Genomic DNA, 25,872 nt, shown 5'->3' with positions numbered 1-25,872 from the left:
ACGACGTCGCCGAATCTATCGGCGCGGCTCCCAGCGGAACCAACGGCGGGCGGCCCAGACCGCGACGGCCGTCCACACCGCGGCCAGCAGCAGCGGCACCGCGCCCTGGCCCCACGTCCCGGCGAAGCCCTCGGACGGGGCGGAGCCGTCGGTGCCGAACCAGCCGATCCGCAGCAGCTGCAGCGCCGGGGTGGTCGGCAGCAGCCGGCAGACGTCCGCCACCGAGTCCGGCAGCGACTCCAGCGGGACCATCAGGCCGGAGCCGAGCTGGGCGACGAGCAGCAGCGGCAGGGTGGTGATGCCGGCGCTCTCCACGGTCTTGGTGACGGCGCTGGACACGGCGGCCAGCGCGGCCAGCAGAGCCGTCGTCAGGACCACGCCCAGCAGCATCAGCAGCGGGTTGACCGGCACCGGCAGGTCGAGCAGCAGCGCGCCGCCGACGCCCAGCAGCAGGCACTGGACGAGGGCCAGCGCGATCGACGGGGCGGCGGTGCCGATCAGGATCTCGGTGTCGGTGGCCTCGCCGGTGCGCAGCCGCTTCAGCACCAGTTCGCTGCGCCGGGCGGTGTAGGCGGTGGTCAGGTTGCAGTAGACGACGATCAGCAGCACCACGCCCATCGAGCCGGCGATCAGGTTGGCGTCCACGTCCAGGCCCGGGGTGCGTTCGGCGGCCTGGTCGAGGATCGAGCTGAGGGCGCCGACCAGCACCAGCGGCAGGGCCAGCGCCATGAACATCGCGGTGCGGTTGCGGCGCAGCAGGGTGGCCTCGGCGCGGCCGAGGGCGAGCAGGCGCCCGGCGGGGGTGGTCGCGGCGGTCATGCGGCACGTCCGATCTGCGGCAGGGTGGCCGCGTCGGACGCGGCGATGGCGAGGAAGGCCTCTTCGAGGGAGGCGCTGCGGGCGTCCAGCCGGCCCAGCGCGACCCGGTGGCGGGCGGCCCAGCCGAGCAGTTCGGTGAGGGTGCCCTGCAGGTCGGAGGTGCGCAGGGTGATCCGGCGGCCGTCGATCCGCGGGTCGGCGCCGGGCAGCGCGGGCAGGTCGAGCGCGGCGTGCGGGCCGGTGCGCTCGGGCAGTTCGAAGCTGATCCGGGCGGGGTGGTCGGCGAGCACCTCGTCGACGGTGCCGCCGGCCACCACCCGGCCGCCGTGCATGATGGCGAGCCGGTCGGCGAGCTCCTCGGCCTCCTCCAGGTAGTGCGTGGTGAGCAGCACGGTGGTGCCGGCCGCGCGCAGGTCGCGGATCAGCCGCCACACCGAGGCACGGGCCTCCGGGTCCAGGCCGGTGGACGGCTCGTCGAGGAACAGCACCTCGGGGCGGCCGAGCAGGGCCATCGCCAGGTCGAGGCGGCGGCGCTCGCCGCCGGAGAGCTGCTTGACCCGGACGGTGCGCTTGGGCAGCAGGCCGACCAGGTCGAGGGCCTCGTCGACGGTGCGGGCGTCGCTGGTCAGGCCGGCCCAGCAGCGGCCGGTCTCGGCGAGGGTCAGTTCGCCGGGGAAGCCGCCCTCCTGGAGCATGATGCCGATCCGCGGCCGGAGCGCGGCCCGGTCGCGGGCCGGGTCCAGACCGAGCACCCGGACCTCGCCGGCGGTGGGCGCGGCCAGGCCCTCCAGCACCTCCAGGGTGGAGGTCTTGCCGGCGCCGTTGGTGCCCAGCAGCGCGAACAGCTCGCCGCGGGCGACGGTCAGGTCCAGGCCGCGCACGGCCTCGAAGCCGGACGGGCCGGACGGTCCGTAGCGGCGGTGCAGGCCGCGGGCCTCGACGGCGGGGTGGGAACGGCTGGTGTCGGTCATGGCTCCAGCCTTCCGCCGGGCCGGGCCGTCCAGTAGTGCGGGCCGTCATCGGGCGCCGGTGGAGTTCCACGGGTCGGCGGTGACAAATGTCATCGGCGGCCGGGCGGGGCCGGAAACGCCGAAGGCCCCCTCGGTCGAGGGGGCCTTCGGAACTGGAGCGGACGACGAGATTCGAACTCGCGACCCTCACCTTGGCAAGGTGATGCTCTACCAACTGAGCCACGTCCGCATGATATTGAGTTGTGACAGCTGTTAACGCTAGCTGCGAGCGGACGACGAGATTCGAACTCGCGACCCTCACCTTGGCAAGGTGATGCTCTACCAACTGAGCCACGTCCGCACGGTGCTTGCGCACCGGCCGCCCCGCTCGGGTTGTTCCCCCGGTTGCGGCGACGAGAAATACTCTACAACATCAATCGGCCTGCTCGCCCCACCCTTCCCCGGCGGCGTGGCCGGGGAAGGGTGGGCGGCCCGCAACGGGCCGCCGGGGAGCGTCAGTTGCTCTCGGAGAACGCCTCGTAGACGTGCTTGGGGATGCGGCCGCGGGCGGGCAGCTCCATGCCGTTCGACTGCGCCCAGGCGCGCACCGCGGCCGGGTCGGGGGTGAGTGCGGTGCGGCGGAAGGACTTTCCGCTGCGGCTCTGCCGGCGGCCGGCGGCGACGAACGGCGCGAGGGCCTCCCGAAGCTTTTCCGCGTTGTCGGCGGACAGGTCGATCTCGTACGACTTCCCGTCCACGCCGAAGTGGACGGTTTCCGCGGCGGCGCCGCCGTCCAGGTCGTCGGAGAGCGTGACGACTACACGCTGAGCCATGGGTGTCAATCCTCTCGGGCAATTCGGCCGGCAGGGGTCTCGGATGCCCCGTCGGTCCGCTGGGCCGGGATCACGGCATCCGTCGGCGGGCAGGGAGAGCCCACGCCGAGATGCGGCGCGTTCGGCTGCCGGTCGCCCTATTCTGCACCCGGAAGCAGTCGAAATCGAAGAGTTCGGGATTCCTTTTTTCCGGATATTCACGGGGTTCCCTCCGATGCCGATACCGCCTCGTTACAGACGGGATTAAACCGACGAAATCGGATGCCGGGGGCCCGGCCGCGGGGGCCCGGAACCCTTGTTGCGTAAGGGGCATGGGTCTACGCGCGTTGCCGCAGGTGGGCCGCAAGAAGGCCTTCCGGCACAGGTAGGCTGAAGGTCCCCCGCCTTCACGCAATCACCACCGGGAGTGCCAGTGGCACGCGTCGTAGTCGACGTCATGCTCAAGCCGGAGATCCTCGACCCGCAGGGACAGGCGGTGCAGCGTGCACTGCCACGTCTCGGATTCGCCGGGATCGCCGACGTCCGCCAGGGCAAGCGTTTCGAGCTGGAGCTGGAGGGGCCGGTCGACGACGCCGCGCTCGCCCGCATCCGCGAGGCCGCCGAGACCTTCCTCGCCAACACCGTGATCGAGGACTTCACCGTCCGCGTCGAGGAGGAGGGGAAGTGACCACCCGAGTCGGCGTCGTCACTTTCCCCGGTTCCCTCGACGACCGCGACGCCCAGCGCGCGGTCCGCCTGGCCGGCGCCGAGCCGGTCGCCCTCTGGCACCGTGACAAGGATCTCCACCAGGTCGACGCCGTCGTCCTGCCGGGCGGATTCTCTTACGGCGACTATCTGCGCTGCGGTGCCATCTCCCGCTTCTCGCCGGTGATGGACACCATCATCGAGCAGGCGAAGCTCGGAATGCCGGTCCTCGGTATCTGCAACGGCTTCCAGGTGCTGTGCGAATCGCACCTGCTGCCCGGCGCGCTCACCCGGAACGACTCGCTGCACTTCATCTGCCGCGACCAGAAGCTCCGCATCGAGAACGCCGACACCGCCTGGACCCGGGATTACTCGGCCGGCCAGGAAATCGTCGTTCCGCTGAAGAACGGCGAAGGCCGGTTCGTGGCCGACGAGCACGTCCTGGACGAACTCGAGGGCGAGGGCCGCATCGTGGCCCGCTACCTCGATGTGAACCCGAACGGTTCGTACCGCGACATCGCCGGCATCACCAACGCCGCCGGCAATGTCGTCGGCCTGATGCCGCACCCGGAGCACGCCGTGGAGCCGCTCACCGGTCCGACCACCGAGGGCCTGGGCTTCTTCACTTCCGTCCTGAAGCAGCTGGTGAACGCCTGATGAGCCTCGACACCGTCAAGAACGCCGAGCAGACCCCGGACGCCGCCCAGCCCTGGGCCGAACTCGGCCTCAAGGAGGACGAGTACGCCCGGATCCGGGAGATCCTCGGCCGCCGCCCGACCGGCGCCGAGCTCGCCATGTACTCGGTGATGTGGTCGGAGCACTGCTCGTACAAGAGCTCCAAGATCCACCTCAAGCAGTTCGGCGAGAAGGCCCCGAAGAACGACGCGATGCTCGTCGGCATCGGCGAGAACGCCGGTGTGGTCGACGTCGGCCAGGGCTACGCGGTCACCTTCAAGGTCGAGTCGCACAACCACCCGTCGTACATCGAGCCCTACCAGGGCGCGGCCACCGGCATCGGCGGCATCGTGCGCGACATCCTGGCGATGGGCGCCCGCCCGGTCGCCGTGATGGACCCGCTGCGCTTCGGTGCGGCCGACCACCCCGACACCCGGCGCGTGCTGCCCGGGATCGTCGCGGGCATCGGCGGCTACGGCAACTGCCTGGGCCTGCCGAACATCGGCGGCGAGGTCGTCTTCGACTCCTGCTACCAGGGCAACCCGCTGGTCAACGCGCTGTGCGTCGGCGTGATGAAGCACGAGGACATCCACCTCGCGAAGGCCTCCGGCCCCGGCAACAAGGTCATCCTGTACGGCGCCCGCACCGGCGGCGACGGCATCGGCGGCGTCTCCGTGCTCGCCTCGGAGACCTTCGACGCGACCGGCCCGGCCAAGCGCCCCGCCGTCCAGGTCGGCGACCCGTTCCAGGAGAAGCTCCTCATCGAGTGCACCCTGGAGATCTTCAAGGAAGACCTCGTCGCGGGCATCCAGGACCTCGGCGGCGCCGGCCTGTCCTGCGCCACCTCGGAGCTGGCCTCGGCCGGCACCGGCGGCATGAAGATCGAGCTGGACACCGTCCCGCTGCGCGACCACACGCTCTCGCCCGAGGAAATCCTCATGAGCGAGTCGCAGGAGCGCATGTGCGCCATCGTCGAGCCCGGCAAGGTCGAGCGCTTCCTCGAGATCTGCGAGAAGTGGGACGTCATCGCCACCGTCATCGGTGAGGTGACCGACGGCGAGCGCCTGGAGATCTTCTGGCACGGCGAGCTGGTGGTCGACGTGCCGCCGCGCACCGTCGCCCACGAGGGCCCGACCTACCAGCGCCCGTACGCCCGCCCGTCCTGGCAGGACGCCCTGCAGGCCGACGCCCCGACCGCCGAGCGGCTCGCCCGCCCGGCCACCGGCGCCGAGCTGAAGGACGCGCTGCTGAAGGTCGCCGGCTCGCCGAACCAGGCCTCCAAGGCGTGGATCACCGACCAGTACGACCGCTACGTGCTGGGCAACACGGTGCTCGCCAGCCCCGAGGACTCCGGCATGATCCGGATCGACGAGGAGACCAACCTCGGCGTCTCGGTCGCCACCGACGGCAACGGCCGCTACGCCAAGCTGGACCCGTACACCGGCGCCCAGCTGGCCCTGGCCGAGGCCTACCGGAACGTCGCGGCCGGCGGCGCCAAGCCGCTCGCGGTCTCCGACTGCCTCAACTTCGGCTCCCCCGAGGACCCGGACGTGATGTGGCAGTTCGCCGAGGCCACCCGCGGCCTGGCCGACGCCTGCCAGGTGCTCGGCACCCCGGTCACCGGCGGCAACGTCTCGCTGTACAACCAGACCGGCGAGGTCGCCATCCACCCGACCCCCGTGGTCGCGGTGCTCGGCGTCATCGACGACGTCACCCGGCGCACCCCGGTCGCGTTCGCCGAAGAGGGCCAGCTGCTCTACCTGCTCGGCGACACCGCCGACGAGCTGGGCGGCTCCGCCTGGTCGCAGGTCGTGCACGACCACCTCGGCGGCCTGCCGCCCAAGGTGGACCTGCAGCGCGAGAAGCTGCTGGGCGACATCCTGATCGCCGCCTCCCGCGACGGCATGATCGACGCCGCCCACGACCTCTCCGACGGCGGCCTCGCGCAGGCCCTGGTGGAGAGCTGCCTCAAGGGCGGCAACGGCGCCCGCGTGGTCGTCCCCGAGGGCCTCGACCCGTTCGTGTTCCTGTTCTCCGAGTCCGCCGGTCGCGCCGTGGTGGCCGTCCCGCGCAGCGAGGAGCTCCGGTTCAACGACATGTGCGGCGCCCGCGGCCTGCCCGCCACCCGCATCGGCGTCGTCGACGGCGACGCGCTGGAGGTCCAGGGCCAGTTCACCGTCACCCTGGCCGAGCTGCGCGACGCCCACACCGGCGTCATCGAGGCGCTGCTCGCCTGACGCGGCCTCACCCGGCGGGCGGTCGGTTCGGAGTTTCCGGACCGGCCGCCCGCCGGCTTTTGTACGCTGCGGGCATGCCCACCGCGAAGACCCGAACCTACGACCCGGTGAAGGTGCGTACCGCGCTCACCGGGCAGCTCGACGCGATCTCCGCCGCCGTCCGCTCGCTGGACGACGAGCAGCTCGCCCTGCCGACCCGGCTGGGGGGCTGGCGGGTGCGCGAACTCGTCGCCCACCTCGGCATGGTGGCCAGCTGGGTGCCGCTGCACCTGCACGACCCGCTGCCGCCGCAGGCCCCGATCACGCCGCTGTACTGGGCCTCGAAGACCCGCACCGCGGCCGCCGCGATCAACTCCACCGCGGTGGAGCTGGTGGCCGAGCAGTTCGCCGGGGACGCCGCCCAGGTGTCCGGCGAACTCGACCGCCAGATCGGCGAGTTGTGGCGCGCCCTGGACAGCGAGGCCGGGCAGCGGCCGGGCGCCGTGCTCCCGATGCGCTTCGGGCCGATGCTGCTGGCCGACTTCCTGGTCACCCGGCTGGTGGAGACCGTCGTGCACGCCGACGACCTGGCCGACGCGCTGGGCCTCGCCGACTTCCCGCACGACACGTTCGCGCTGGCCTCCGCCGCACGGCTGCTGGCCGACGCCTTCGCCGCCCAAGTGCCGGGCGGCGCCGTCGAGTTGCGGATCCCGCCGTACGCGGTGGTGCAGGCCGTGGAGGGTCCGCGGCACACCCGGGGCACCCCGCCGAACGTGGTCGAGACCGACCCGCTGACCTGGATCCGGCTGGCCACCGGCCGGCTCGCCTGGGCCGACGCGGTGGACGCCGCGCTCACCGCGAGCGGCGAGCGCAGCGACCTGTCCGGTTACCTGCCGGTGCTGGGCTGAGGGTCACTCGCCGGCGGCCAGCGCGGCGGCCAACTCCCGGATGCCCGCGTCGCGTTCGGCCGCCGTGTCGCCGTAGTCGTGGCTGTGGGTGAACTCGGCGTTCGGGAACGCCCGGGCCATCCACAGCGCGCAGTAGTGACCGGGCATGGTGCAGGCCTGCAGTTCGGTGTAGACCTCGACCACCTCGTCCGGGTCGAGGCCCGCCGCCGACAGGCGCTCCCGGAGCGCCTCCTCGGGGTGCAGGGCGAGCGAGCCGTCGGCGGTGAGGATCTGCGGCTCGCCGTCCCGGCCGCGGATCTTGAACGCCGCGTAGCCCGGCACGCCCCGGGTGTGCCGGACGTCCTCCAGCACCCGGGGCCACCACTGCTCGTCGCTCTCGAAGGCGCGCAGGTCGGTGCCGCGCATCCGGCTCTCCGCCGCCGAGAACAGCCGGAACACCTCGTCCGGCTGCTCGGCGGCGGCCAGCGCCCGCAGGTTCTCGTCCAGCGTGCACAGGTTGTCGAGGAACGCGTCGAGCGAGTCGTCGACCGGGACGGACGGCCCGCGGAAGGCGAGGTACACCGCGCGGACCCGGCCGTCTCCGTCCACGCACAGTTCGGCGCCGCGGTCGCTGCCCAGCCGCAGCCAGCCGGCCTCGGGCCGGCCGTCGGCGGACAGCCCGGCCGTGCGGGCCCAGTCGGCGAGCCGGAGCGGCTGCCCGGGGTTGGCGGCGAAGTACGGGCCGACCTGCAGCGGCAGGCCGGCGGCGGCGAGCAGCGCCGCCGTCCGGGCGGGGGCCGCGGTGCCGGAGAGGGCGGCCGGGTCGGGGCGGTACAGGCCGGCCGGGCCGAAGCGGTCGTGCAGGCGCTGGGTGAGTTCGGTGGTCATGGTGCTCCGTCGGTCGGTTCAGTAGCCGTAGCGGAAGTGCTGGAGGATCGACTCCCAGCCCGGGTGGCGCAGCAGCTCGGGCTCGATCCGCCGCAGCTTGTCGGAGAGGTGGGCGAGCACCTGGTCGGGGTCCGGTGCATCGGAGTCCGGCTCGTCGTCGGCCGGGTACCCGTCCTCGTCCGGATCCTCGACGGGGAACAGTTCGGCGAAGCCGGGGACGTGCTCGCGGCACCAGTCGGCGGTGTCCGGGTCCATCAGGTCGCCGAGCAGGTTCAGTTCGGCTGCGCCGAAGGCGAGTTGGCAGCGGATCAGGGAGTGCAGGTCGCGGTGCGCGGGCCGGCCGTCGACGGTGGCCGGCTGGTGGGGCAGCAGGGCGTACACCTCGCCGGTGGCGCCGTCCAGGGCGAACACCGTGCCCCAGGAGCCGAGCACGACCAGTGCGGCGCCGCCGTCCGGCAGGTCGGGCCAGAGCGCGGCGGCGTCGGGGTACTGCGAGGTCAGCGGCGGCAGCGGCGGTTTCGCGGGGCCGATGAAGGCGCTGGGGGCGTCGGGCAGGCCGGTGCCGGTGAGGAAGGCGCGGGCGGCGGGGTCGGTGACCGTGCCGGGCAGGTCGGCGGCGGGCACCCGGAGGAGGCGGTCCGGCCCGTAGACCTGCTCCAACTCGGTGCGGCCGACCCGGTGGAGCGGCGACTGCGGTGCTGCGGGGGCCATGTCGTTCAGCCTAGCCGGGAGAAGAGGGGAGTCCGGGACCGCCTGCCATCGGGAATCAGGGGACGGACGGGCCGCTCAGGTAGCTGCCGTCGGCGTCGTACGGCCAGGCGTTGGCGGTGCAGCCCTTGAGGCCGTAGATCTGCTGCATCATCGCGGGCGCGGGCTTGCCGGGGCCCGGGCAGCCCTCGTGGCCGTGGCCTATGCGGTGGCCGACCTCGTGGTTGACGATCAGTGCCCGGTAGTCGTCCAGGGTGCCGTCGAACTGCGGCGAACCGGTCAGCCAGCGCTTGGAGTTGACCACCACCTGCTTGCCGACGTCGCAGTTCACCTCGCCCTGGGTGTTCAGCCCGCCCGCGCCGCAGAGCCGGTCGGTGGTGTCGGGGGAGGCGATCTTGACGGTGAAGTCGTAGGCGCCGGAGGAGACCAGCTGGAAGCTGTCGCGCTTGTCGGCGGTCCAGCTGCGCTTGTCGGCCAGCACGGCCTGGACCGCGGCGGCGGCGTCCTTCGGGTCGATGCCGATGCCGTTCTCCACCTCGACCCGGTAGCGGCGCAGGGTGCCGCCGGTGCCGACCGCGCCGCCGGAGGCGCCGGCGGTGGTGAAGGTGCCGCTGCCGCGCTGCACGATCTGCGCGGCGGCCGGCGGGGCGGTCTGCGGCGGCGCGCTGCTCGCGGGCGGGGCGACCGGGGTGTCAGACCCGGTGTCGGGGGTGGGGAGTCGGAGATCGGGGGGACGATCCGGGCCTGGGTGGTGGCGCCGGCGTCCTGCGGCTGCGCGCCGCCCAGGTCGATGCGGGTGAGCCCGGCCACCGCGAGCACGGCCACGGCCGCGGTGCCGCCCAGCGTCAGGGCCAGCCGTCGGCGGCGCAGCCTGGCGCGGCGCCGGGCGGACCTGCCGGTGGACCTGCGGGCTGGGGGCATGTGGTGTTCCCTCGGGACGGCGACATGGCGTTCCGTGCGACGCCGGGCGGCCCGGTTCGCACGAATGTGCTGCACCGTGAACATACGCGGTATGGCCCCGAATGGTTCCGCGAGCGGCGGGTCCGGACGCGAAGACGCCCCGGTACTGTGCCCGGCGGGGCCGGGGCCCTCCTCGTCCGAGCAGGCGGCCGGGACTGGCCGAGTGCGGACGGCGCGCCGGGCCGTGGGCGTGCCCCGCAGGGAGGTCGGTGGTCCTTCGGGTGGCCGCCCGCGCCGGGGGAGGCGCGGGCGGCCCGGTGGTCACTGCTTGAGTTCGGCGTACGCCTCGGCGCTGCTGTCCTTCAGGAACTGCCAGCAGCGGGACTCCTCCTCGGTCTCGCCGATCGAGCCGGCGGCCCGGGCCAGCGCGGCCAGGCAGCGCAGGAAGCCGCGGTTGCCGCGGTGCTCCCACGGCACCGGGCCGTGGCCGCGCCAGCCGCTGCGGCGCAGTGCGTCCAGGCCGCGGTGGTAGCCGGTGCGGGCGTAGGCGTACGACTCGACCGTGCGGCCGGCCGCGAAGGAGTCGTCCGCGAGCATCGCCCAGGCCAGGCAGAACGCCGGGTACTCGGCCGCCACCTGGGTCGGGGAGGCGGACTCCTCGGCCAGCATCCGGTACGGCTGCTCCTCCTCGGGCAGGAGGGTCGGCTCCGGTCCGTCGAGCAGGTTCTTGTGCATCTCCATGGTGTGCCAGTCTGCCACCCGGACGGCCGCGGTCCCCGGTCCCCGGGGAGAACGACGGCGCCCCCGTACCCGGGCGGGGTACGGGGGCGCCGTGCGGAGCGCCGTTACTTCATGCGCTTGCCGGCCGAGCGCAGCTGCTGCGCGGCCTCCAGCACGCGGGCGGCCATGCCGGCCTCGGCCAGCTTGCCCCAGGTGCGGGGGTCGTAGGTGTTCTTCTTGCCGACCTCGCCGTCGACCTTCAGCACGCCGTCGTAGTTGCGGAACATGTGGTCCACGACGGGGCGGGTGAAGGCGTACTGGGTGTCGGTGTCGAGGTTCATCTTCACGACGCCGTTCTCCAGCGCGGTGGCGATCTCCTCCGCGGTGGAGCCGGAGCCGCCGTGGAAGACGAAGTCGAACGGGTCCTTCTTGCCGTACTGCTTGCCGATCTCGTCCTGCAGGTCGCGGAGCAGCTCGGGGCGGAGCACGACGTTGCCCGGCTTGTACACGCCGTGCACGTTGCCGAAGGAGGCGGCCAGCAGGTAGCGGCCCTTCTCGCCCAGGCCGAGGGCCTCGGCGGTGCGCACCGCGTCGTTCACGGTGGTGTACAGCTCGTCGTTGATCTCGTGCGAGACGCCGTCCTCCTCGCCGCCGGTCGGGGTGATCTCGACCTCGAGGATGATCCGGGCGGCGGCGGCCTGGGCCAGCAGCTCCTGGCCGATGGCCAGGTTGTCGGCCAGGGTCTCGGCGGAGCCGTCCCACATGTGCGACTGGAACAGCGGGTTCTCGCCGCGGGCGACGCGCTCGGCGGAGACCGCCAGCAGCGGGCGGACGTAGCCGTCCAGCTTGTCCTTGGGACAGTGGTCGGTGTGCAGGGCGACGGTGATGTCGTACTTGGCCGCGACGATGTGCGCGAACTCGGCCAGCGCGACGGCGCCGGTCACCATGTCCTTGTTGTGCTGGCCGCCCAGGAACTCCGCACCACCGGTGGAGATCTGGATGATGCCGTCGCTCTCGGCCTCGGCGAAACCGCGCAGCGCGGCGTGCAGGGTTTGCGACGAGGTGACGTTGATGGCCGGGTAGGCGAACTTGCCCGCCTTGGCCCGGTCGAGCATCTCGTTGTAGGCCTCGGGAGTTGCGATGGGCATGCGAATCCGCTCCTGTCGGTGTGGGGCGATCGGACGACGCTGTCCGAAGGCTCGATACGCCTGTGGTTCACGACGGATGCGATACGAGCGACGAGGGTGGTTGCTCGACCGCGGGCCGGACACCTCGGTCATCTTCCCAGACTCGTCCCCCGGACACACCCAGCGGCCCGCCACTTGGGACGGCCGCCCCGGCGGGCCCTCCGGCGAACGGTTCGCGGGCCGCCGGTTGAGGCTTTGCGAAGGGAGTCGGGCTATCCTGCGCGCGTGGAACACATCCAGCTCGCCGTCAACGTCCTTGACGCCAAATCGCTCGTCGCCTCCGTCGGCGCCATCGGGATCCTGGCGATCATCTTCGCCGAGACCGGCCTGCTGGTCGGGTTCTTCTTCCCCGGTGACTCCATGCTCATCCTGGCCGGTGTCGCCGCCTCCAGTGCCGCCCCCGCGGTGCTCGGAGACGGTGCCCAGATGAACATCGCCCTGCTGCTGATCGGCGCACCGCTCTGCGCGATCGCCGGGGCCCAGCTCGGACACCTGCTCGGCCGGAAGGTCGGCCCGAAGATGTTCGACAAGCCGAACTCGAAGATCTTCCGGCCCGAGTACGTGGAGAAGGCCGAGGAGTACTTCGAGAAGTTCGGTCCGGCCAAGGCCGTGGTGCTGGCCCGCTTCATCCCGATCGTGCGGACCTTCCTCAACCCGGTCGCCGGCACCCTGCAGATGCCCGCCAGGACCTTCCTGCTCTGGAACGTCGTCGGCGGCGTGCTCTGGACCGAGTCCATGCTGCTGATCGGTTACTTCACCGGCGCCCAGCTCGCACCGGTGATCGACAAGTTCCTGCTGCCCGCGATGGCGCTGATCATCCTGGTCTCGATCTCGCCGATCATCGTCGAGGTGGTGCGCGAGCGGAAGAAGAAGAAGGCCGCCGCCGCCCTCGGCGCCGTCGAGGCCCCGGCCGCCGACCCGGTCGCCGGCGGTCGCCACCGCAAGAGCTGAGCCCGCGGGACGCGAGAGGCTCCGGCCGCCTTCGGGCGGCCGGGGCCTCTCGCTGTTCCACGTGGAACCGGCGCCGTTCCCGGACCGGTCCCGGGGCTCACAGGCCCAGGTCGTCCAGGGTGTACGCGGTGATGTACGGCAGGCCGGTCTCCGCGATCGCCGGGGCGGCGCCGCGCTCCACGATCACCGCGACGCCGACCACCTCGGCACCAGCCTCGCGCAGCGCCTCCACCGCGGTCAGCACCGAACCGCCGGTGGTCGAGGTGTCCTCCACCGCCAGCACCCGGCGGCCCTTCACGTCCGGGCCCTCGATCCGGCGCTGCAGGCCGTGCGCCTTGCCCGCCTTGCGGACCACGAAGGCGTCCAGCTTGCGGCCGCGGGCCGCCGCCGCGTGCAGCATCGCCGCCGCCACCGGGTCGGCGCCCAGGGTCAGGCCGCCCACCGCGTCGAACTCCAGGTCCGCCGCCGCGTCCAGCATCACCTTGCCGACCAGCGGGGCCGCCTCCGCGTCCAGGGTGATCCGGCGCAGGTCGACGTAGTAGTCGGCCTCCAGGCCCGAGGAGAGGGTGACCTTGCCGTGCACGACGGCCTTGTCCTTGATCTGCGCCAGCAGGGCGTCCCGGTCGTTGCTCATGGTCAGCGATTTTACGGGCCGCCCGGGCGGCTCAGCGCCGCCGCAGCGCCCGGACCAGCACCACCGCGCCGCCGAGCAGCGCCACGCTGCCGCCGATCACCCACGGCAGGGCGTTCCGCTCGCCGCCGCCGCCCGGCAGCAGGGCCGGCTCGGCGCCGCCCCAGCGGGTGGCGGCCCGGGCCCGGGCGCTGTGCGCGGGCGGGGCGGGCGCGTACCGGCCGTGCGGCGGGGCGTGGTCGACCTCCTCGGCGGAGCGGCCGACGATGCTGCGCCGCACCGGCGCGCTCTCCTGCTCGTACGCCGCCTCGGGGCGGGGCACCGGCACCGGCTCGGGCAGGTCGTCCTCGCTGAACGCGATCAGGTCGGACAGGTCGTCGTCCAGGTCGGCGCCCTGGGCGCGCTCGTCCAGGAACACCACGGTCGCGCCGTCCGCCGGGTCGTCCTCGGCGTCCTCGGCGGGACCGGACAGCTCGGCCACCAGGGCCGCCACCGCGCGGTCGATCAGCCGGCGGCCGGTCGTCTCCAGCACCGGGTCGTCGAAGCCCGCGAGCCGGCCGGAGGCGGTCAGCTCGGTCGCGAAGCGCAGGGCGGTCTCGCCCCGGCGCTCCTCCAGGGTGACCCGCAGCGCGGCGGTCACCGGGGCGGCACCGCGGATCTCCTCGCCGGTCAGCCGCAGTTCCAGCGTGCCGTCCTGCCAGCCGTCCACGGACAGCCGGCCGGCGAAGGTGATGGTGGAGCCGGCGATCCGGATCCTGAGCCGGCTGTCCGCCGCCGAGGGCGCGGACGTGGACGCGACCGCGCTCAGCCCCGGCACGCAGCGGGCCACCAGTTCGCGGTCCACCAGCGCTTCCCGGACCACCTCGGCGGGCACCGGGACGACAACCTCATGCTCCATACCGGCGAGCCTACCGACCGGCTGCCGCCGTGCCGAGCCCCGCACCGCAAGCCGGGCCGGGCGTGCCGCGAACGGGCGTACGGCGGAAGGCGGTTCGCCGCCGCCGCGGCGGCCCGGGCGGCGGCCCGTCACGGGCCGATCAGCGAGTGCGGCGGGGCGTCGGCGAGGGCCGGCGGGCGGACAGCCGGGACGCCGTGCCGCGCAGCGCGGCGACGGTGAGCGAGCGCGGCGCGGGCGCGTCCGGGGCCAGCGCCAGCGCGGGGCGGTGCGGGCGGCCAGCAGGTACGTCGGGGCGGACCCGGCCCGCCCGCAGTGCTCGACGGCCGGCGCGCCGCCCTGGTACGGCACGGCGTCCAGCCCGACCGAGCCGAGGCCGGCCTCGGCGCTCCACAGCGCGCCGTCCGGGGCGCCGCCGCGCACCGCCAGCCGACCGCCGGGGGCGAGCCGCCGGGCGGCCAGGCCGTAGAACTCGCGGGAGCGGTACTTGCCGTGCGCGGCCTGGTCGTCCAGGTCGGAGACGATCACGTCGAACTGGGCGCCGTCCCCGCGCAGCCAGCCCAGCGGCTCGGCGGTCACCAGGCGCACCCGCGGGTCGTCCCAGGCGTGCTCGACGAGGGTGCCGTAGGCGGCGTCGCGGTGGGCCAGGGCGGGGAGCTCGGGGTCGCGTTCGACCACCAGCACGCTCTGCACCGCCCGGTGGCGCAGCACCTCGCGCAGTGCGAGGCCGTCCCCGCCGAGCAGCAGCACCCGGCCGCTGGGGCCCTCGGCGAGGGCGGGGTGCACCAGCGCCTCGTGGTCGAGGTACTCGTCGGGGCCGCAGACGGCGAGCCGACCGTCCAGGAAGAGTTCCAGCGGCTGCGGGGCGCGCGGCGCGGGGATGTCGGCGGCGACCGGGCCGCCGGCCAGCACGATCTCCTGGTAGCGGCTCTGCGCGGCGAACCGGATCGGCCCGCCGTACAGGGCGTGCCGGGCGGCGCGTTCGATCGCGCCGGTGCAGGCGGCGGCCAGCGCGAGGACGGTGAGCACCAGGCCGCAGCCGGTCCACAGCAGCAGGCGGGTGCGCGGGGCGGCTTCGGCGCGGAACAGCCACAGCACCACCACGGCCCCGGCGACCGCGTTGACCGCGCCGGTCAGCAGCGCCCGGCGGCCTGCCCGAAGGCGGGCAGCAGGACGAACGGGAAGGCCAGGCCGCCGATCAGCGCGCCCACGTAGTCGGCGGCGAACAGGTCGGCGACGGCCCGGCCGGCGTGCTGCCGCCGGATCCGCTGGATCAGCGTCATCAGCAGCGGGATCTCCGCGCCGATCAGCAGCCCGATCAGCACGGTGGCGGCGATCAGCGCGACCAGCGTGGCGTGCGGCTGGCGCAGCCAGGCCCAGCCGCAGTACAGGGCGAGCGCGGAGAGGCCTCCGGTCAGCGACAGCGCGTACTCGACCAGGGCGAAGGAGGTGGCGGGGCGGCGGGTGAGGCCCTTGGCGAGCAGCGAGCCGATGCCCATCGCGAAGACCATCACGGACAGCACCACGGAGGTCTGGGTCACGGAGTCGCCCAGCAGGTAGCCGCCGAGGGCGACCAGTTCGAGTTCGTACACCAGGCCGCAGGCCGCGCAGACGAACGCGGCCAGCAGCACCAGGATCCGGGCCGGACGCGCGGGCAGGGCCAGCGGTATGGCGCCGCCGGCCCGGACCGCGCCGCCGCGGCCCGCGGTGCGGGGGCGGTGGGCCGGAGTTCGGGCGGGGGGCGGGGCGTCCGGACCCGGCTGCGCGGACCGTCCGACCGGATGGTTGATCATGAATGAACGCTAGGCGAGAGCCCGGGTGAATGGCTGCGCCCAATCGGGGGACTGCAGGCCGCTCCCGGTTGACGGCCGGTCACCATCCGGCCTGCGGTTCCGGCCGCCCGTCGCCGCCCGGCCGGTCGTCGCGGGGCGGGGCGGCGGCGCCGCGCAGCGAGAGGGAGGAGCGGGTGCACACCAGCCGGCCCTCCTGCGGGTAGGCGTGCCAGGTGCGCCAGTGCACGCGGCGCTCCTCGCAGTGGGCGACCAGCGCGGTGAAGGCGCTCGGGTCGCCGGGGAAGATCCCGGCCAGCGCCCGCGGGTGCCCCTCGACCAGGGCGAGCAGTTCCTGCGCGCGGGCCGCGAACACGTGGGACGGCAGTTCCTCGATCCGGGCGGCGAACTCGTACTCCCAGCCGGCCACCTGCTCGGCGACCCGGGCGGGCAGCGGGGTGCGGCGGCCGGGCAGGCAGGCCACGGTCTCCAGGCAGTCGCCCGGGCCGGCGGCCAGGATCACCTGGTGCGAGGCGCCCAGCAGGCGCAGTTGGAGGGTGCCGCCGAGGGCGCCGGACCGGCCGGTTCCGTCGTCGAGTCTGAGGTCACGGACGGCAAGTGCGGGCAGCGGCTCGCCGCCCAGCTGCCAGGCCAGGTCGCCGGCGCGGGTGTCCGTGTAGGAGGTCTGCAGGGTGGTGAGCATGCTCGGCTCCGCGTTTCAGCTCCGTGCGCGCCCCTTCGGTCGGAGTCCACTCCTCGTGCGTGAGGTTGTTCGAGACTGTCCGATCCAGGGCACGGCCGACCGTGGAAGGAAGGATTCCGGCTGGAGATTCAGCAGCAGAGAAGCACGAATTCTCCGTGTCCGTCGGGGATTTACCCATGTTTGGCACTCATTCACCGTTCTGAGGCCTGTGTCCGACTGGGTGTGATCGGTCCCGGGATGCACTCTGTCCGTCGAGCGCCCGTACGCCGGTATCGTGCGCCGTGCACTCCGGGAGTGCACGTGGAGTGCACGGCGTCCGGACATGGCGGGACGCCCGGCAGCGATCCACTGCCACCGGGCGTCCGTCGGCCCCTGCCGCTACAGGCGGCGCAGCCGCTCGACGGCCTCCCGCAGCACCGACTCCCGCTTGCAGAAGGCGAACCGCACCTGGCTGAGGCCGAGCTCGGTGCGGTCGTAGAAGACCGCGTTGGGGATGGCCACCACGCCGCAGCGCCCGGGCAGCGCGCGGCAGAACTCGACGCCGTCCTTCTCGCCGAGCGGCGTGATGTCGGTGGTGACGAAGTACGTGCCCTGCGGCTCGAACACCCGGAAGCCCGCCTCGGCCAGCCCCTCGGTCAGCAGGTCGCGCTTGCGCCGCAGGTCGGCGCGGAAGTCCGCGTAGTACGCGTCGGGCAGCCGCAGCGCCTCGGCGACCGCGTACTGGAACGGGCCGGCCGAGACGTAGGTCAGGTACTGCTTGGCGGTGCGGACGGCGGCGACCAGTTCGGGGGCGCCGGTGACCCAGCCGACCTTCCAGCCGGTGAAGGAGAAGGTCTTGCCGGCCGAGGAGATCGCCACGGTGCGTTCGCGCATGCCCGGCAGGGCGGCCAGCGGGTGGTGCGCGCCGGTGAACACCAGGTGCTCGTAGACCTCGTCGGTGACCACCAACAGGTCGTGCTCGCAAGCGAGTTCGGCGATGGCGGCGAGTTCCTCGGGGGTGAGGACGGTGCCGGTCGGGTTGTGCGGGGTGTTGATCAGCAGCAGCCGGGTGCGCGGGGTGATCAGCGAGCGCAGCTCGTCCAGGTCCGGCCGGAACGCCGGGGCGCGCAGCGTGAGCGGGACGCGGACGGCGCCGGCCATCGCGATGCAGGCGGCGTACGAGTCGTAGAACGGCTCGAACGCGATCACCTCGTCGCCGGGCTCCAGCAGCGCGAGCAGCGCGGCGGCGATCGCCTCGGTTGCGCCCGCGGTGACCAGCACCTCGGTGTCCGGATCGACCGTCAGGCCGTAGAAGCGGTACTGGTGTTCGGCGATCGCCAGCCGCAGTTCGGGCACGCCCGGCCCCGGCGGGTACTGGTTGCCGCGGCCCTCGCGCAGCGCCCGCACCGCCGCCTCGCGGACCTCCTCCGGGCCGTCGGTGTCCGGGAAGCCCTGTCCGAGGTTGATCGAACCGGTGGCGGCGGCCAGCGCCGACATCTCGGCGAAGATCGTCGTTCCCATGCCTGCCAGGCTGCGGTTCAGCAGCGGCCTTGCGCCCATTGCGGCTCCTCCGAGTGGTGTTCGGCCCATCCTCCGACGGGGCGCGGCCGCGGACAAGGATCCGCCCGGCCGGAGCGCGGTGGTCCCGATGGCGGAGCCGGTTCCGGGCCGGGTTGCGGGGGCGGACCGCTCTGGATTGTCTGACGGTGCATCACTTCGGCAGGTCCGTATCGGGGGCTACTCCAGGAGACATCGTGCGCGTTCGAGTTCTTTCCGTCGCGGCCGCGGCCGCCGCTCTCGTCCTCGTCGGGCCGGGCCTCGCGGCCGGCGCCGACGACCCGAGCACCACCGTCACCTTCGTCGTCACCTCCGGCGCCCTGACGATGACGGTGCCGGTGGCCGCCGCCCTTGGCTCGGGGCGCCGGGCACGTCGATCGGCGCCCCGATCGGTCCCTGCACCGTCGTCGACGCGCGGGCCCTGCTGTCGGCGTCCTGGACGGTGACCGCAGCGGAGACGGACTTCGTCAACGGCCCGTCGACGATCCCCGCCACCGACGCCGACTACGCGGTGGGCTCGGTGACCACCACCGGCGTCATCACCGTCACGCCGACCGACGTGACGCTGTCCAACTCCTCGCAGACGGTGCTCACCGGCTCGGCCGGGGTCGGGGACAACACGGCGACCTGGGATCCGACCGTCACCGTCCACGTGCCCGCGAGCGCCGTCGGCGGGGTCTACACCGGAACGCTGACCCAGTCCGTTGCCTGACATGACGAGGAGGGCGCGCCGCTCCTGGGTCCCGCTGCTGGTGCTGGCCGTCGTGCAGGCGGTCGGGGCGGGGCCGGTGGCGGCAGACGGGATGCCCACGCCGGCGGCGGGCAGCGCGGCGCCGGGCCAGCCGGGCACGGGGAGCGCGGGGAGCGCCCCGCGGAGGCGGGCGCCGGGCAGCGGTCCATCGGCATCAAGCTGCTCGACGCCCCGGAGAACCGCCGGGACGACCCCCGGGCGCAGGCGTACATCGTCGACCACCTCGCGCCCGGCTCGACCATCGAGCGGCGGGTGGAGGTCAGCAACGAGTCGTCCGCGCCGGTGCACGTCGACCTGTACGCGGCGGCGGCCTCCGTCACCAAGGGGCAGTTCGCCTTCGCGGCGGAGCGCACCCCCAACGAGCTGACCGGGTGGACCTCGCTCGACGCGTCCGGCCTCGACCTGGCGGCGCACGAGGCGGCGCAGGTGCGCACCACGATCCGGGTGCCGGGGAACGCCTCGGCCGGCGAGCGGTACGGCGTCATCTGGGCGCAGACCGGCGCGGCGGCGGACCGGGCGCACAGTCTGGCGATCGTGGGCCGGGTGGGCGTCCGGATGTACCTGGACGTCGGGGCGGGCGGCGAGCCGGTCTCGGACTTCGAGATCGAGCGGCTGACGCCCGGCCGGGGCGCGGACGGGCGGGCGGAGCTGCGCGCCCGGATCCACAACACCGGGGGCCGCGCGCTGGACATCAGCGGGGCGCTGTCGCTGTCGGACGGGCCGGGCGGGCTGCGCGCCGGGCCGTTCCCGGCCAGGACCGGCACCACGCTGGCCCCGGGCGAGCGGGCGGAGGCGGTGGTCCCGCTGGACGCCCGGCTGCCGGAGGGTCCGTGGTCGGTGGAGCTGAAGCTCGGGAGCGGTTCGGTCGAGCACGCCGCGGGCGCCACGGTCACCTTCCCGACGGCTCCCGGCGGGGCGGGGGCGGTCACCGCGTCGGCCGCCGGGGCGGACGACGGTCCGACCCCGGTGGTGGCCGGCTTCGCGGCCCTCGCCCTCGCGGCCGGGTACCTGCTGTTCCTCAGGATCCGCCGCCGCCGGGGCCGCCGCTGACCCGGCCGGAGCGGAGACGCGGAAGGGCCCGTCCACCGATCGGTGGACGGGCCCTTCCGCGACGGGTGACGGGGGATCAGGCCTCGTCGGCCGGGCCGTCCTCGCCGTCGGTGGCGTCCTTGTCGTCCTCGACCTGCTCCTGCAGGCCCAGGCGCTCGACCATCCACTGCTCGAAGCCGACCGCGGCCTGGGTCCAGTTGGCGGTGGTGCCGACGAAGTACTCCAGGCTGACGCCGTTGCCGACGATCATCTGGGACTCGCCGATCAGGCGGACCACGCCGTCCTCGTGGGTGTGGGTGTAGACCTTGGGCCACAGGGTCTCGCGGTTCCACTCGTCGATCAGGTCGAGGATTTCGCCCTTCTTCTCGAGCGGGAACGCCCGGTCGTAGAAGGCGCGGACCGCGAACAGCTCCTTGTGGTCGCCGCGGAACATGTAGTAGACGCGGAAGTTCTCCCAGGGGGCGGTGAGGTCGCCCTCCTCGTCCACCACGTGCTTGAGCTGCATCTGGTCGAGCAGCTGGGCGACCAGGTTCTGGTCCGGGACGATCACCGGCGGCGGCCCGGCCGGAGCGCCACCGGGCTGTCCGCCCTGCGGCGGCTGCGGCAGGCCGAAGGACGGGATGGACGACGGGTCGATGCTCACGGGGGTGTCCCTTTCACGGTGCACAAGGTCGGCTGCCGATTGGGGGCCGCCTTCTCCTGCCCCCATCCTGCCGCATTCGGGGCCCGTGGCACAGAGCGGCACCGCGGCGTGATCGCCTGGTCCCGGCGGGTGTGCACGCGCGCCGGCGGGCGGAGCCGCGAGGGCTCCGCCCGCCGGGCGGGAGGTCACTTCACCAGCGAGGGCTTCGGGCCGACGCTGAGCCGGTCGCCGGTCTCGTCCCGGTCGACCAGGACGGTGTCCCCGTCGTGGACCCGGCCGGAGAGGATCTCCTTGGCCAGCTGGTCGCCGATCGCGGACTGCACCAGGCGGCGCAGCGGGCGGGCGCCGTACGCCGGGTCGTAGCCGGTCAGCGAGAGCCAGTCCCGGGCGGCCGGGGTGACGTCCAGCGTGAGCCGGCGCTCGTGCAGGCGGCGGGCCAGCGCGGCGACCTGGAGATCGACGATCCGGCTGAGCTCGGCGGTGCCCAGCGGCTCGAACACCACGATGTCGTCGAGCCGGTTGAGGAACTCCGGCTTGAACGCCTGCCGGACGGTCTCCAGCACCAGCTCCTTCTTCCGCTCCTCCGGGGTGGCCGGGTCGACCAGGAAGGCCGAGCCGAGGTTGGAGGTGAGGATCAGGATGGTGTTGCGGAAGTCGACCGTGCGGCCCTGGCCGTCGGTGAGGCGGCCGTCGTCCAGCACCTGGAGCAGGACGTCGAACACCTCCGGGTGGGCCTTCTCCACCTCGTCCAGCAGCACCACGCTGTACGGGCGGCGGCGGACCGCCTCGGTGAGCTGGCCGCCCTCCTCGTAGCCGACGTACCCGGGCGGGGCGCCGACCAGGCGGGAGACCGAGTGCTTCTCGCCGTACTCGCTCATGTCGATCCGGACCATCGCCCGCTCGTCGTCGAACAGGAAGTCGGCGAGCGCCTTGGCGAGCTCGGTCTTGCCGACGCCGGTCGGGCCGAGGAACAGGAACGAGCCGGTCGGGCGGTCCGGGTCGGCGATGCCGGAGCGGGTGCGGCGCACCGCGTCGGACACCGCCTGGACGGCCTCCCGCTGGCCGATCAGGCGCTTGCCCAACTCGTCCTCCATGCGCAGGAGTTTGGCGCTCTCGCCCTCCAGCAGGCGGCCGGCCGGGATGCCCGTCCAGGAGGAGACCACGTCGGCCACGTCGTCCGGGCCGACCTGCTCCTTGACCATGGTGGTGTTCGGCTCGTCCGCCGCGCGGTCCTGGGCCTCCGTCAGTTCGCGCTCGGCGGCCGGGATCTCGGCGTACATCAGCTTGGAGGCGCGCTCGAAGTCGCCGTCGCGCTGGGCGCGGTCCAGCGCGCCGCGCAGGTCGTCGAGGCGCTCCTTGAGCTCGCCGACCCGGTTCAGGGACTTCTTCTCCTGCTCCCAGCGGGCGTTGAGGGTGCTCAGCTGCTCCTGCTTGTCGGCGAGGTCGCGGCGGAGCCGGCCGAGGCGCTCGACGGAGGCCGGGTCGGACTCCTTCTCCAGCGCGAGCTCCTCCATCCGCAGCCGGTCGACGGCGCGCTGGAGTTCGTCGATCTCCACCGGGGAGGAGTCGATCTCCATCCGCAGCCGGGACGCCGACTCGTCGACCAGGTCGATCGCCTTGTCCGGCAGGAAGCGGGAGGTGATGTACCGGTTGGACAGCGTGGCGGCGGCGACCAGCGCGGCGTCGGTGATCTCCACCTTGTGGTGCGCCTCGTAGCGGCCCTTCAGGCCGCGCAGGATGGCGATGGTGTCCTCGACGGTGGGCTCGCCGACCAGCACCTGCTGGAAGCGGCGCTCCAGGGCCGGGTCCTTCTCGATCCGCTCGCGGTACTCGTCCAGCGTGGTGGCGCCTACCATGCGCAGTTCGCCGCGGGCCAGCATCGGCTTGAGCATGTTGCCCGCGTCCATCGCGGAGTCGCCGCCGGCGCCCGCGCCGACCATGGTGTGCAGCTCGTCGATGAAGGTGATGACCTGGCCGTCGGAGTCCTTGATGTCGTTCAGGACAGCCTTCAGGCGCTCCTCGAACTCGCCGCGGAACTTGGCGCCGGCGACCATCGCCGCCAGGTCGAGCGCGACCAGGCGCTTGCCGCGCAGCGACTCCGGCACGTCGCCGGCGACGATGCGCTGGGCCAGGCCCTCGACGACGGCGGTCTTGCCGACGCCGGGCTCGCCGATCAGCACCGGGTTGTTCTTGGTGCGGCGGGACAGCACCTGGACGACCCGGCGGATCTCCTGGTCGCGGCCGATCACCGGGTCGAGCTTGCCGTCCCGGGCGGCCTGGGTGAGGTCGGAGCCGTACTTCTCCAGCGCCTTGTAGGTGCCCTCCGGGTCGGCGGAGGTGACCCGGGCGCTGCCCCGGACGTCCTTGAACGCGGCGAGCAGGGCCTTCGGGGTGGCGCCGTGCTGCTTCAGCAGCTCGGCGACCGGGCCGCCCTCGGCGGCCAGGCCGACCAGCAGGTGCTCGGTGGAGACGTACTGGTCGTCCAGGTCGGCGGCGCGCTTTCCGGCCTCCTCCAGCACCGCGAGGGTGTCCCGCGAGAGCTGCGGGGCGGCGACCGTGGAGCCCTGGGCGGCGGGCAGCGCGGCGGATTGCTGGCGGGCGGCGAGGGCGATCGGCGCGGCGTCCGCCCCGACGGCCTTCAGCAGCGGGCGGGCCAGGCCCTCGGGCTGGTCGAGCAGGGCCAGCAGGATGTGCACCGGCTTGACGTCCGGGTTTCCCGCGGCGCCTGCCTGCCGGATGGCGGAGGACAGGGCCTCCTGCGTCTTGCTGGTGAACTTACTGGCGTCCACTGCGGGCATACCCCTCTCGTCTTCGGGACATCTCAACTCTGCTGACTACAGCATGCACTAAGTTGAGTCTATTCCGCTCAACTTTTTCGAACCGGCTGGGCGGGGGTGCTGCCCCGGGTCAGTCCGAGCAGCACCCGGGCCGGGCCCGCCGGGCGCTGGCCGGCCGGCCAGACCGCGCGCAGCGGGCGCTGCAGCTCCAGGCCCGCCAGCGGGACGGCCACCAGCCGGCGGGTCGCCAGCTCCTCGGTGACCGCCAGCTCGCTGAGGCAGACCGGGCCGGCGCCGGTCATCGCGGCGGCCTTCAGCGCCGTCGAGGAGGCCAGCTCCAGCCGGGGCGCGGACGGCCCGCCGTACGGGGCGAGCGCCTCCTCCAGCACCTCCCGGGTGCCGGAGCCGACCTCGCGCAGCACCAGCGGGGTGGCGGCCAGCTCGGCGCCGGTGACCGGGGCGCGCCGGCGGGCCCAGCGGTGGTCGGGGGAGACCACCACCACCAGCCGGTCCGCGGCGACCACCGCGCCGGACAGCCCGGGCGGGGTGGAGGTGCCCTCGACGAAGCCGAGGTCGGCCTCGCCGGCCAGCACCCGGGCGGCGACGTCGGCGGAGTTCGCGGTGCGCAGCGTGACGGCCGTGCCCGGGCTGGCCTCGTTCAGGGCGAGCAGCCAGCCGGGCATCAGGTACTCGGCGACGGTCAGGCTGGCCACCACCCGCAGCCGGGCGTCCCGGCGTTCGCGCAGCGCGTCGATCCCGGCGTCCAGCGCCTGCGCGGCCTCCACCACCTGCCGGGCCCACTCGACCACCAGCCGGCCCGCCTCGGTGGGGCGGGAGCCGCGCGGGGAGCGCTCCAGCAGGGCCACCCCGATCTGCCGTTCCATGCCCTTGATCCGGGCGCTGGCGGCGGGCTGGCTGACGCCCAGTTCGGCCGCGGCCCGGCCGACGCTGCCCAGCCGGGCCACCGCGAGCAGCAGCTCCAGGGCGCCGATTTCCGGGACGTGCGGGGAGAGAGCCATAGGCCCAGGCTATGTCCTCATAGCGGACGCCTCGCTACCGCCGTCCCGCCCGCCCGCCGAGGGTGGGAACCATGGCAACCCTCCTCGCCCCCCGCACCGGCCTGCGCACCCTCGACCTGTCCCGGCTCGGCCCCAACTGGTACGCCGCCGTGATGGGCACCGCGATCACCGGCAACGGCGCCGCCGCGCTGCCGGTCGACGTGCCGGGCCGGCTCGCCCTCGCCGAGGCGGTGTGGACGCTGTCGCTGCTGCTGCTCGCCGCGCTGTCGGCGGCCCGCGCGGTGCACCTGCTGCGCCACCGCGAGCAGGCCCGCCGCACGCTGCTGGACGACCCGGCCGCCGCGGTGTTCTACGGCTGCCCGCCGATGGCGCTGCTGGCGGTCGGCTACGGCGCGCTGGCGGTCGGCGGCCCGGTGGTCGGCGAGCGGGCCGGCCTGGCGCTGTACGCGGTGCTGTGGGGCGCCGGGACGCTGTACGCGCTCGTGGTGGCCGCCGGGCTGCCGTACCTGATGATCACCCGGCACCGGCTGTCCGCGCTGGAGGCCAACCCGACCTGGCTGCTGCCGGTGGTGGCCCCGATGGTGGCCGCCGCGCTCGGCCCGGCGCTGGTGCCGCACCTGCCGGAGGGGGCGGCCCGGCAGGCGCTGCTGTACGGGTGCGCGGCGATGTTCGGGGCCAGCCTGCTGGCGACCCTGGTGCTGCTGCCGGTGGTGTTCGGCGGGCTGGTGCACAGCAAGCTGCCCGCGGTGGTGCTGACGCCGTCGCTGTTCCTGGTGCTCGGCCCGCTGGGCCAGTCCACCACCGCCGTCCACCAGTTCGCCGACGCGGTGCCGTCGGCGCTGCCCGGCGCCGGGCGTACGGGTGCGGAGGTGGCGCGCGGGCTGGCCGAGGTCTACGGGGTGGCGGTGATGGGCTTCGCGCTGCTGTGGCTGGCGGTGGCGCTGGTCGCGAACGGGCGGGCGCTGCGTGCCGGGATGCCGTTCGCGATGACCTGGTGGGCGTTCACCTTCCCGGTCGGCACCCTGGTCACCGGTGCGGCGGCGCTGGCCCGGCACACCGGGTTCGGCGGATTCACGGCGCTGGCGGCCGGGTTGTGGCTGCTGCTGTTCACCGCCTGGGCGGTGGCTTCGGCGCACACCGTGGCCGGACTGCGGGCGGGGCGGCTGCTGTAGCGGGCGCGCCGGTCCGCATTCGCCGGGCGCGGAATCGGACCGGCCGATTCGGGGCGGGCGGTTCCGGATCGGTGGATTCGGCGAAGATTGCGGAATTCCCGGCGACGGCAGTGACATTCCGGCAGGCCGCGACGCTACCGGCCGCGGGTGCCGAATGCCTGTTCGGGGAGGGGGGAAATGCTTCGAAATCCGGGATTCCGGTCACTCGGGCGAGCGGTTTGCTGCAGGTTCCTGCACTTGCGGGAACCTGCAGTCGGAGAGCACTTGTTCGGCGTTCGCCGCGCTGTGAAGGTGTAGACACGTCAAGTCGTCCCGGGCCGCCGCAGCCCGAGTCGGCGACTTGCTCTTCGCGTGGGGGCGACAGGTGCGTTCGTATCTGCGCAACGGGGGGAAGAGCACCGACCCGGACGCCATGTGTGGTGATGGCTGCCGGGCCCGGTATCGGTGAGGCGTTGCTGCTCCGCCTCGCCGAAAGCGCCTTGACGCTTGGCGTGACACGAGCGGGTCC

Annotated in this window: 24 protein-coding genes and 2 tRNA genes; 8 read left to right on the top strand and 18 right to left on the bottom strand. The window is 73.6% G+C overall.

All coding sequences use genetic code 11. From position 1 onward, the window contains the following. Positions 1 to 15: 15 nt before the first annotated feature. From KCH_RS18310 to KCH_RS18290, 5 genes are all read right to left on the bottom strand, one after another. Complete coding sequence (locus KCH_RS18310) at positions 16 to 819, bottom strand: ABC transporter permease (protein ID WP_035864324.1); 804 nt, start codon at positions 817 to 819, stop codon at positions 16 to 18. Next, on the bottom strand, positions 816 to 1,790 hold the full coding sequence (locus tag KCH_RS18305) for an ABC transporter ATP-binding protein (RefSeq protein ID WP_035864323.1): 975 nt from the start codon (positions 1,788 to 1,790) through the stop codon (positions 816 to 818). Before KCH_RS18305 ends, KCH_RS18310 begins: the two co-directional genes overlap by 4 nt. 153 nt (positions 1,791 to 1,943) lie before the next feature. After that, a tRNA-Gly gene (locus tag KCH_RS18300) sits at positions 1,944 to 2,019 on the bottom strand. Positions 2,020 to 2,057: 38 nt separating this feature from the next. Beyond that, positions 2,058 to 2,130 (bottom strand) — tRNA-Gly (locus KCH_RS18295). Positions 2,131 to 2,284: 154 nt separating this feature from the next. Next, positions 2,285 to 2,602 carry a histone-like nucleoid-structuring protein Lsr2 gene (locus tag KCH_RS18290; protein ID WP_035864320.1) on the bottom strand — a complete coding sequence of 106 codons (318 nt, stop codon included), beginning with the start codon at positions 2,600 to 2,602 and terminating at the stop codon, positions 2,285 to 2,287. Between the two features lie 412 nt (positions 2,603 to 3,014). On the opposite strand from KCH_RS18290, the gene purS reads away from it, so the two are divergent. The 4 genes from purS (at position 3,015) to KCH_RS18270 (ending at position 7,085) form a co-directional block, all read left to right on the top strand. Further along, positions 3,015 to 3,269, top strand: a complete 255-nt coding sequence (purS, locus tag KCH_RS18285) for a phosphoribosylformylglycinamidine synthase subunit PurS (RefSeq protein ID WP_033250393.1) — start codon at positions 3,015 to 3,017, stop codon at positions 3,267 to 3,269. Continuing rightward, a complete protein-coding gene (gene purQ, locus KCH_RS18280; protein WP_035864318.1) occupies positions 3,266 to 3,943 on the top strand; it encodes a phosphoribosylformylglycinamidine synthase subunit PurQ in 678 nt (225 codons plus the stop codon). Before purS ends, purQ begins: the two co-directional genes overlap by 4 nt. Continuing rightward, positions 3,943 to 6,198: a phosphoribosylformylglycinamidine synthase subunit PurL gene (gene purL, locus KCH_RS18275; protein ID WP_035864316.1), complete on the top strand. Its 2,256-nt coding sequence runs from the start codon at positions 3,943 to 3,945 to the stop codon at positions 6,196 to 6,198. Before purQ ends, purL begins: the two co-directional genes overlap by 1 nt. Positions 6,199 to 6,272: 74 nt before the next feature. Beyond that, positions 6,273 to 7,085, top strand: coding sequence for a maleylpyruvate isomerase family mycothiol-dependent enzyme (locus tag KCH_RS18270; protein WP_035864312.1), 813 nt, complete (start codon positions 6,273 to 6,275; stop codon positions 7,083 to 7,085). A 3-nt stretch (positions 7,086 to 7,088) separates the two neighbouring features. On the opposite strand, the gene KCH_RS37440 is transcribed toward KCH_RS18270, so the two are convergent. From KCH_RS37440 to fbaA, 5 genes are all read right to left on the bottom strand, one after another. Beyond that, the gene (locus KCH_RS37440; RefSeq protein WP_051653191.1) at positions 7,089 to 7,952 is read right to left on the bottom strand and encodes a nucleic acid/nucleotide deaminase domain-containing protein; all 864 of its coding nucleotides are present in this window, start codon (positions 7,950 to 7,952) and stop codon (positions 7,089 to 7,091) included. Between the two features lie 18 nt (positions 7,953 to 7,970). Next, entirely contained in the window at positions 7,971 to 8,663 is a 693-nt protein-coding gene (locus KCH_RS18260; RefSeq protein ID WP_035864311.1) for an SUKH-4 family immunity protein, read from the bottom strand. 55 nt (positions 8,664 to 8,718) lie between these two features. Next, on the bottom strand, positions 8,719 to 9,285 hold the full coding sequence (locus tag KCH_RS18255; RefSeq protein WP_341865384.1) for a DUF3152 domain-containing protein: 567 nt from the start codon (positions 9,283 to 9,285) through the stop codon (positions 8,719 to 8,721). Between the two features lie 596 nt (positions 9,286 to 9,881). Next, a complete protein-coding gene (locus KCH_RS18250; protein WP_035864309.1) occupies positions 9,882 to 10,301 on the bottom strand; it encodes a DUF3151 domain-containing protein in 420 nt (139 codons plus the stop codon). 104 nt (positions 10,302 to 10,405) lie between these two features. Further along, a complete protein-coding gene (gene fbaA, locus KCH_RS18245; RefSeq protein ID WP_035864307.1) occupies positions 10,406 to 11,428 on the bottom strand; it encodes a class II fructose-bisphosphate aldolase in 1,023 nt (340 codons plus the stop codon). 264 nt (positions 11,429 to 11,692) lie between these two features. Between fbaA and KCH_RS18240 the strand changes: the two genes are divergently transcribed. Beyond that, positions 11,693 to 12,418, top strand: coding sequence for a DedA family protein (locus KCH_RS18240; RefSeq protein WP_035864304.1), 726 nt, complete (start codon positions 11,693 to 11,695; stop codon positions 12,416 to 12,418). Between the two features lie 97 nt (positions 12,419 to 12,515). Here the strand turns inward: KCH_RS18240 and pyrE are convergent, their stop codons facing one another. The 5 genes from pyrE to KCH_RS18220 form a co-directional block, all read right to left on the bottom strand. Further along, a complete protein-coding gene (pyrE, locus tag KCH_RS18235; RefSeq protein WP_035864301.1) occupies positions 12,516 to 13,052 on the bottom strand; it encodes an orotate phosphoribosyltransferase in 537 nt (178 codons plus the stop codon). A gap of 31 nt (positions 13,053 to 13,083) precedes the next feature. After that, on the bottom strand, positions 13,084 to 15,048 hold the full coding sequence (locus KCH_RS44600) for a spermine/spermidine synthase domain-containing protein (RefSeq protein ID WP_425268779.1): 1,965 nt from the start codon (positions 15,046 to 15,048) through the stop codon (positions 13,084 to 13,086). A gap of 29 nt (positions 15,049 to 15,077) precedes the next feature. Continuing rightward, a complete protein-coding gene (locus KCH_RS47215) occupies positions 15,078 to 15,737 on the bottom strand; it encodes a hypothetical protein (protein ID WP_425268778.1) in 660 nt (219 codons plus the stop codon). A 79-nt stretch (positions 15,738 to 15,816) separates the two neighbouring features. Then, complete coding sequence (locus tag KCH_RS18225; RefSeq protein WP_051653189.1) at positions 15,817 to 16,416, bottom strand: DUF2617 family protein; 600 nt, start codon at positions 16,414 to 16,416, stop codon at positions 15,817 to 15,819. A 378-nt stretch (positions 16,417 to 16,794) separates the two neighbouring features. After that, a complete protein-coding gene (locus KCH_RS18220) occupies positions 16,795 to 17,955 on the bottom strand; it encodes a pyridoxal phosphate-dependent aminotransferase (RefSeq protein ID WP_035864299.1) in 1,161 nt (386 codons plus the stop codon). A gap of 439 nt (positions 17,956 to 18,394) precedes the next feature. On the opposite strand from KCH_RS18220, the gene KCH_RS37430 reads away from it, so the two are divergent. Beyond that, complete coding sequence (locus KCH_RS37430) at positions 18,395 to 18,664, top strand: hypothetical protein (RefSeq protein WP_051653188.1); 270 nt, start codon at positions 18,395 to 18,397, stop codon at positions 18,662 to 18,664. Between the two features lie 291 nt (positions 18,665 to 18,955). Then, positions 18,956 to 19,753, top strand: coding sequence for a peptidase (locus KCH_RS18210; protein WP_208865963.1), 798 nt, complete (start codon positions 18,956 to 18,958; stop codon positions 19,751 to 19,753). Between the two features lie 76 nt (positions 19,754 to 19,829). Here the strand turns inward: KCH_RS18210 and KCH_RS18205 are convergent, their stop codons facing one another. The 3 genes from KCH_RS18205 to KCH_RS18195 all read right to left on the bottom strand — a co-directional run bounded on the left by KCH_RS18205 (position 19,830) and on the right by KCH_RS18195 (position 24,192). Further along, on the bottom strand, positions 19,830 to 20,396 hold the full coding sequence (locus KCH_RS18205) for a type III secretion system chaperone family protein (RefSeq protein WP_035864296.1): 567 nt from the start codon (positions 20,394 to 20,396) through the stop codon (positions 19,830 to 19,832). 185 nt (positions 20,397 to 20,581) lie between these two features. Further along, a complete protein-coding gene (clpB, locus tag KCH_RS18200) occupies positions 20,582 to 23,185 on the bottom strand; it encodes an ATP-dependent chaperone ClpB (RefSeq protein ID WP_035864293.1) in 2,604 nt (867 codons plus the stop codon). 77 nt (positions 23,186 to 23,262) lie between these two features. Next, positions 23,263 to 24,192: a LysR family transcriptional regulator gene (locus KCH_RS18195; RefSeq protein ID WP_035864290.1), complete on the bottom strand. Its 930-nt coding sequence runs from the start codon at positions 24,190 to 24,192 to the stop codon at positions 23,263 to 23,265. Between the two features lie 71 nt (positions 24,193 to 24,263). Here KCH_RS18195 and KCH_RS18190 point away from each other — a divergent pair, with 71 nt between their 5' ends. Further along, positions 24,264 to 25,364 (top strand): TDT family transporter, encoded by a 1,101-nt coding sequence (locus KCH_RS18190; protein ID WP_035864288.1) that lies wholly within the window; start codon positions 24,264 to 24,266, stop codon positions 25,362 to 25,364. Positions 25,365 to 25,872: the final 508 nt, after the last annotated feature.

Origin of the sequence: Kitasatospora cheerisanensis KCTC 2395, from assembly GCF_000696185.1 — a bacterium.
In the GTDB taxonomy this organism is placed as follows: Bacteria; Actinomycetota; Actinomycetes; order Streptomycetales; family Streptomycetaceae; genus Kitasatospora; species Kitasatospora cheerisanensis.
The sequence above is the reverse complement of the archived record's forward strand: the minus strand, read 5'-3'. Positions and strand labels throughout refer to the sequence as shown.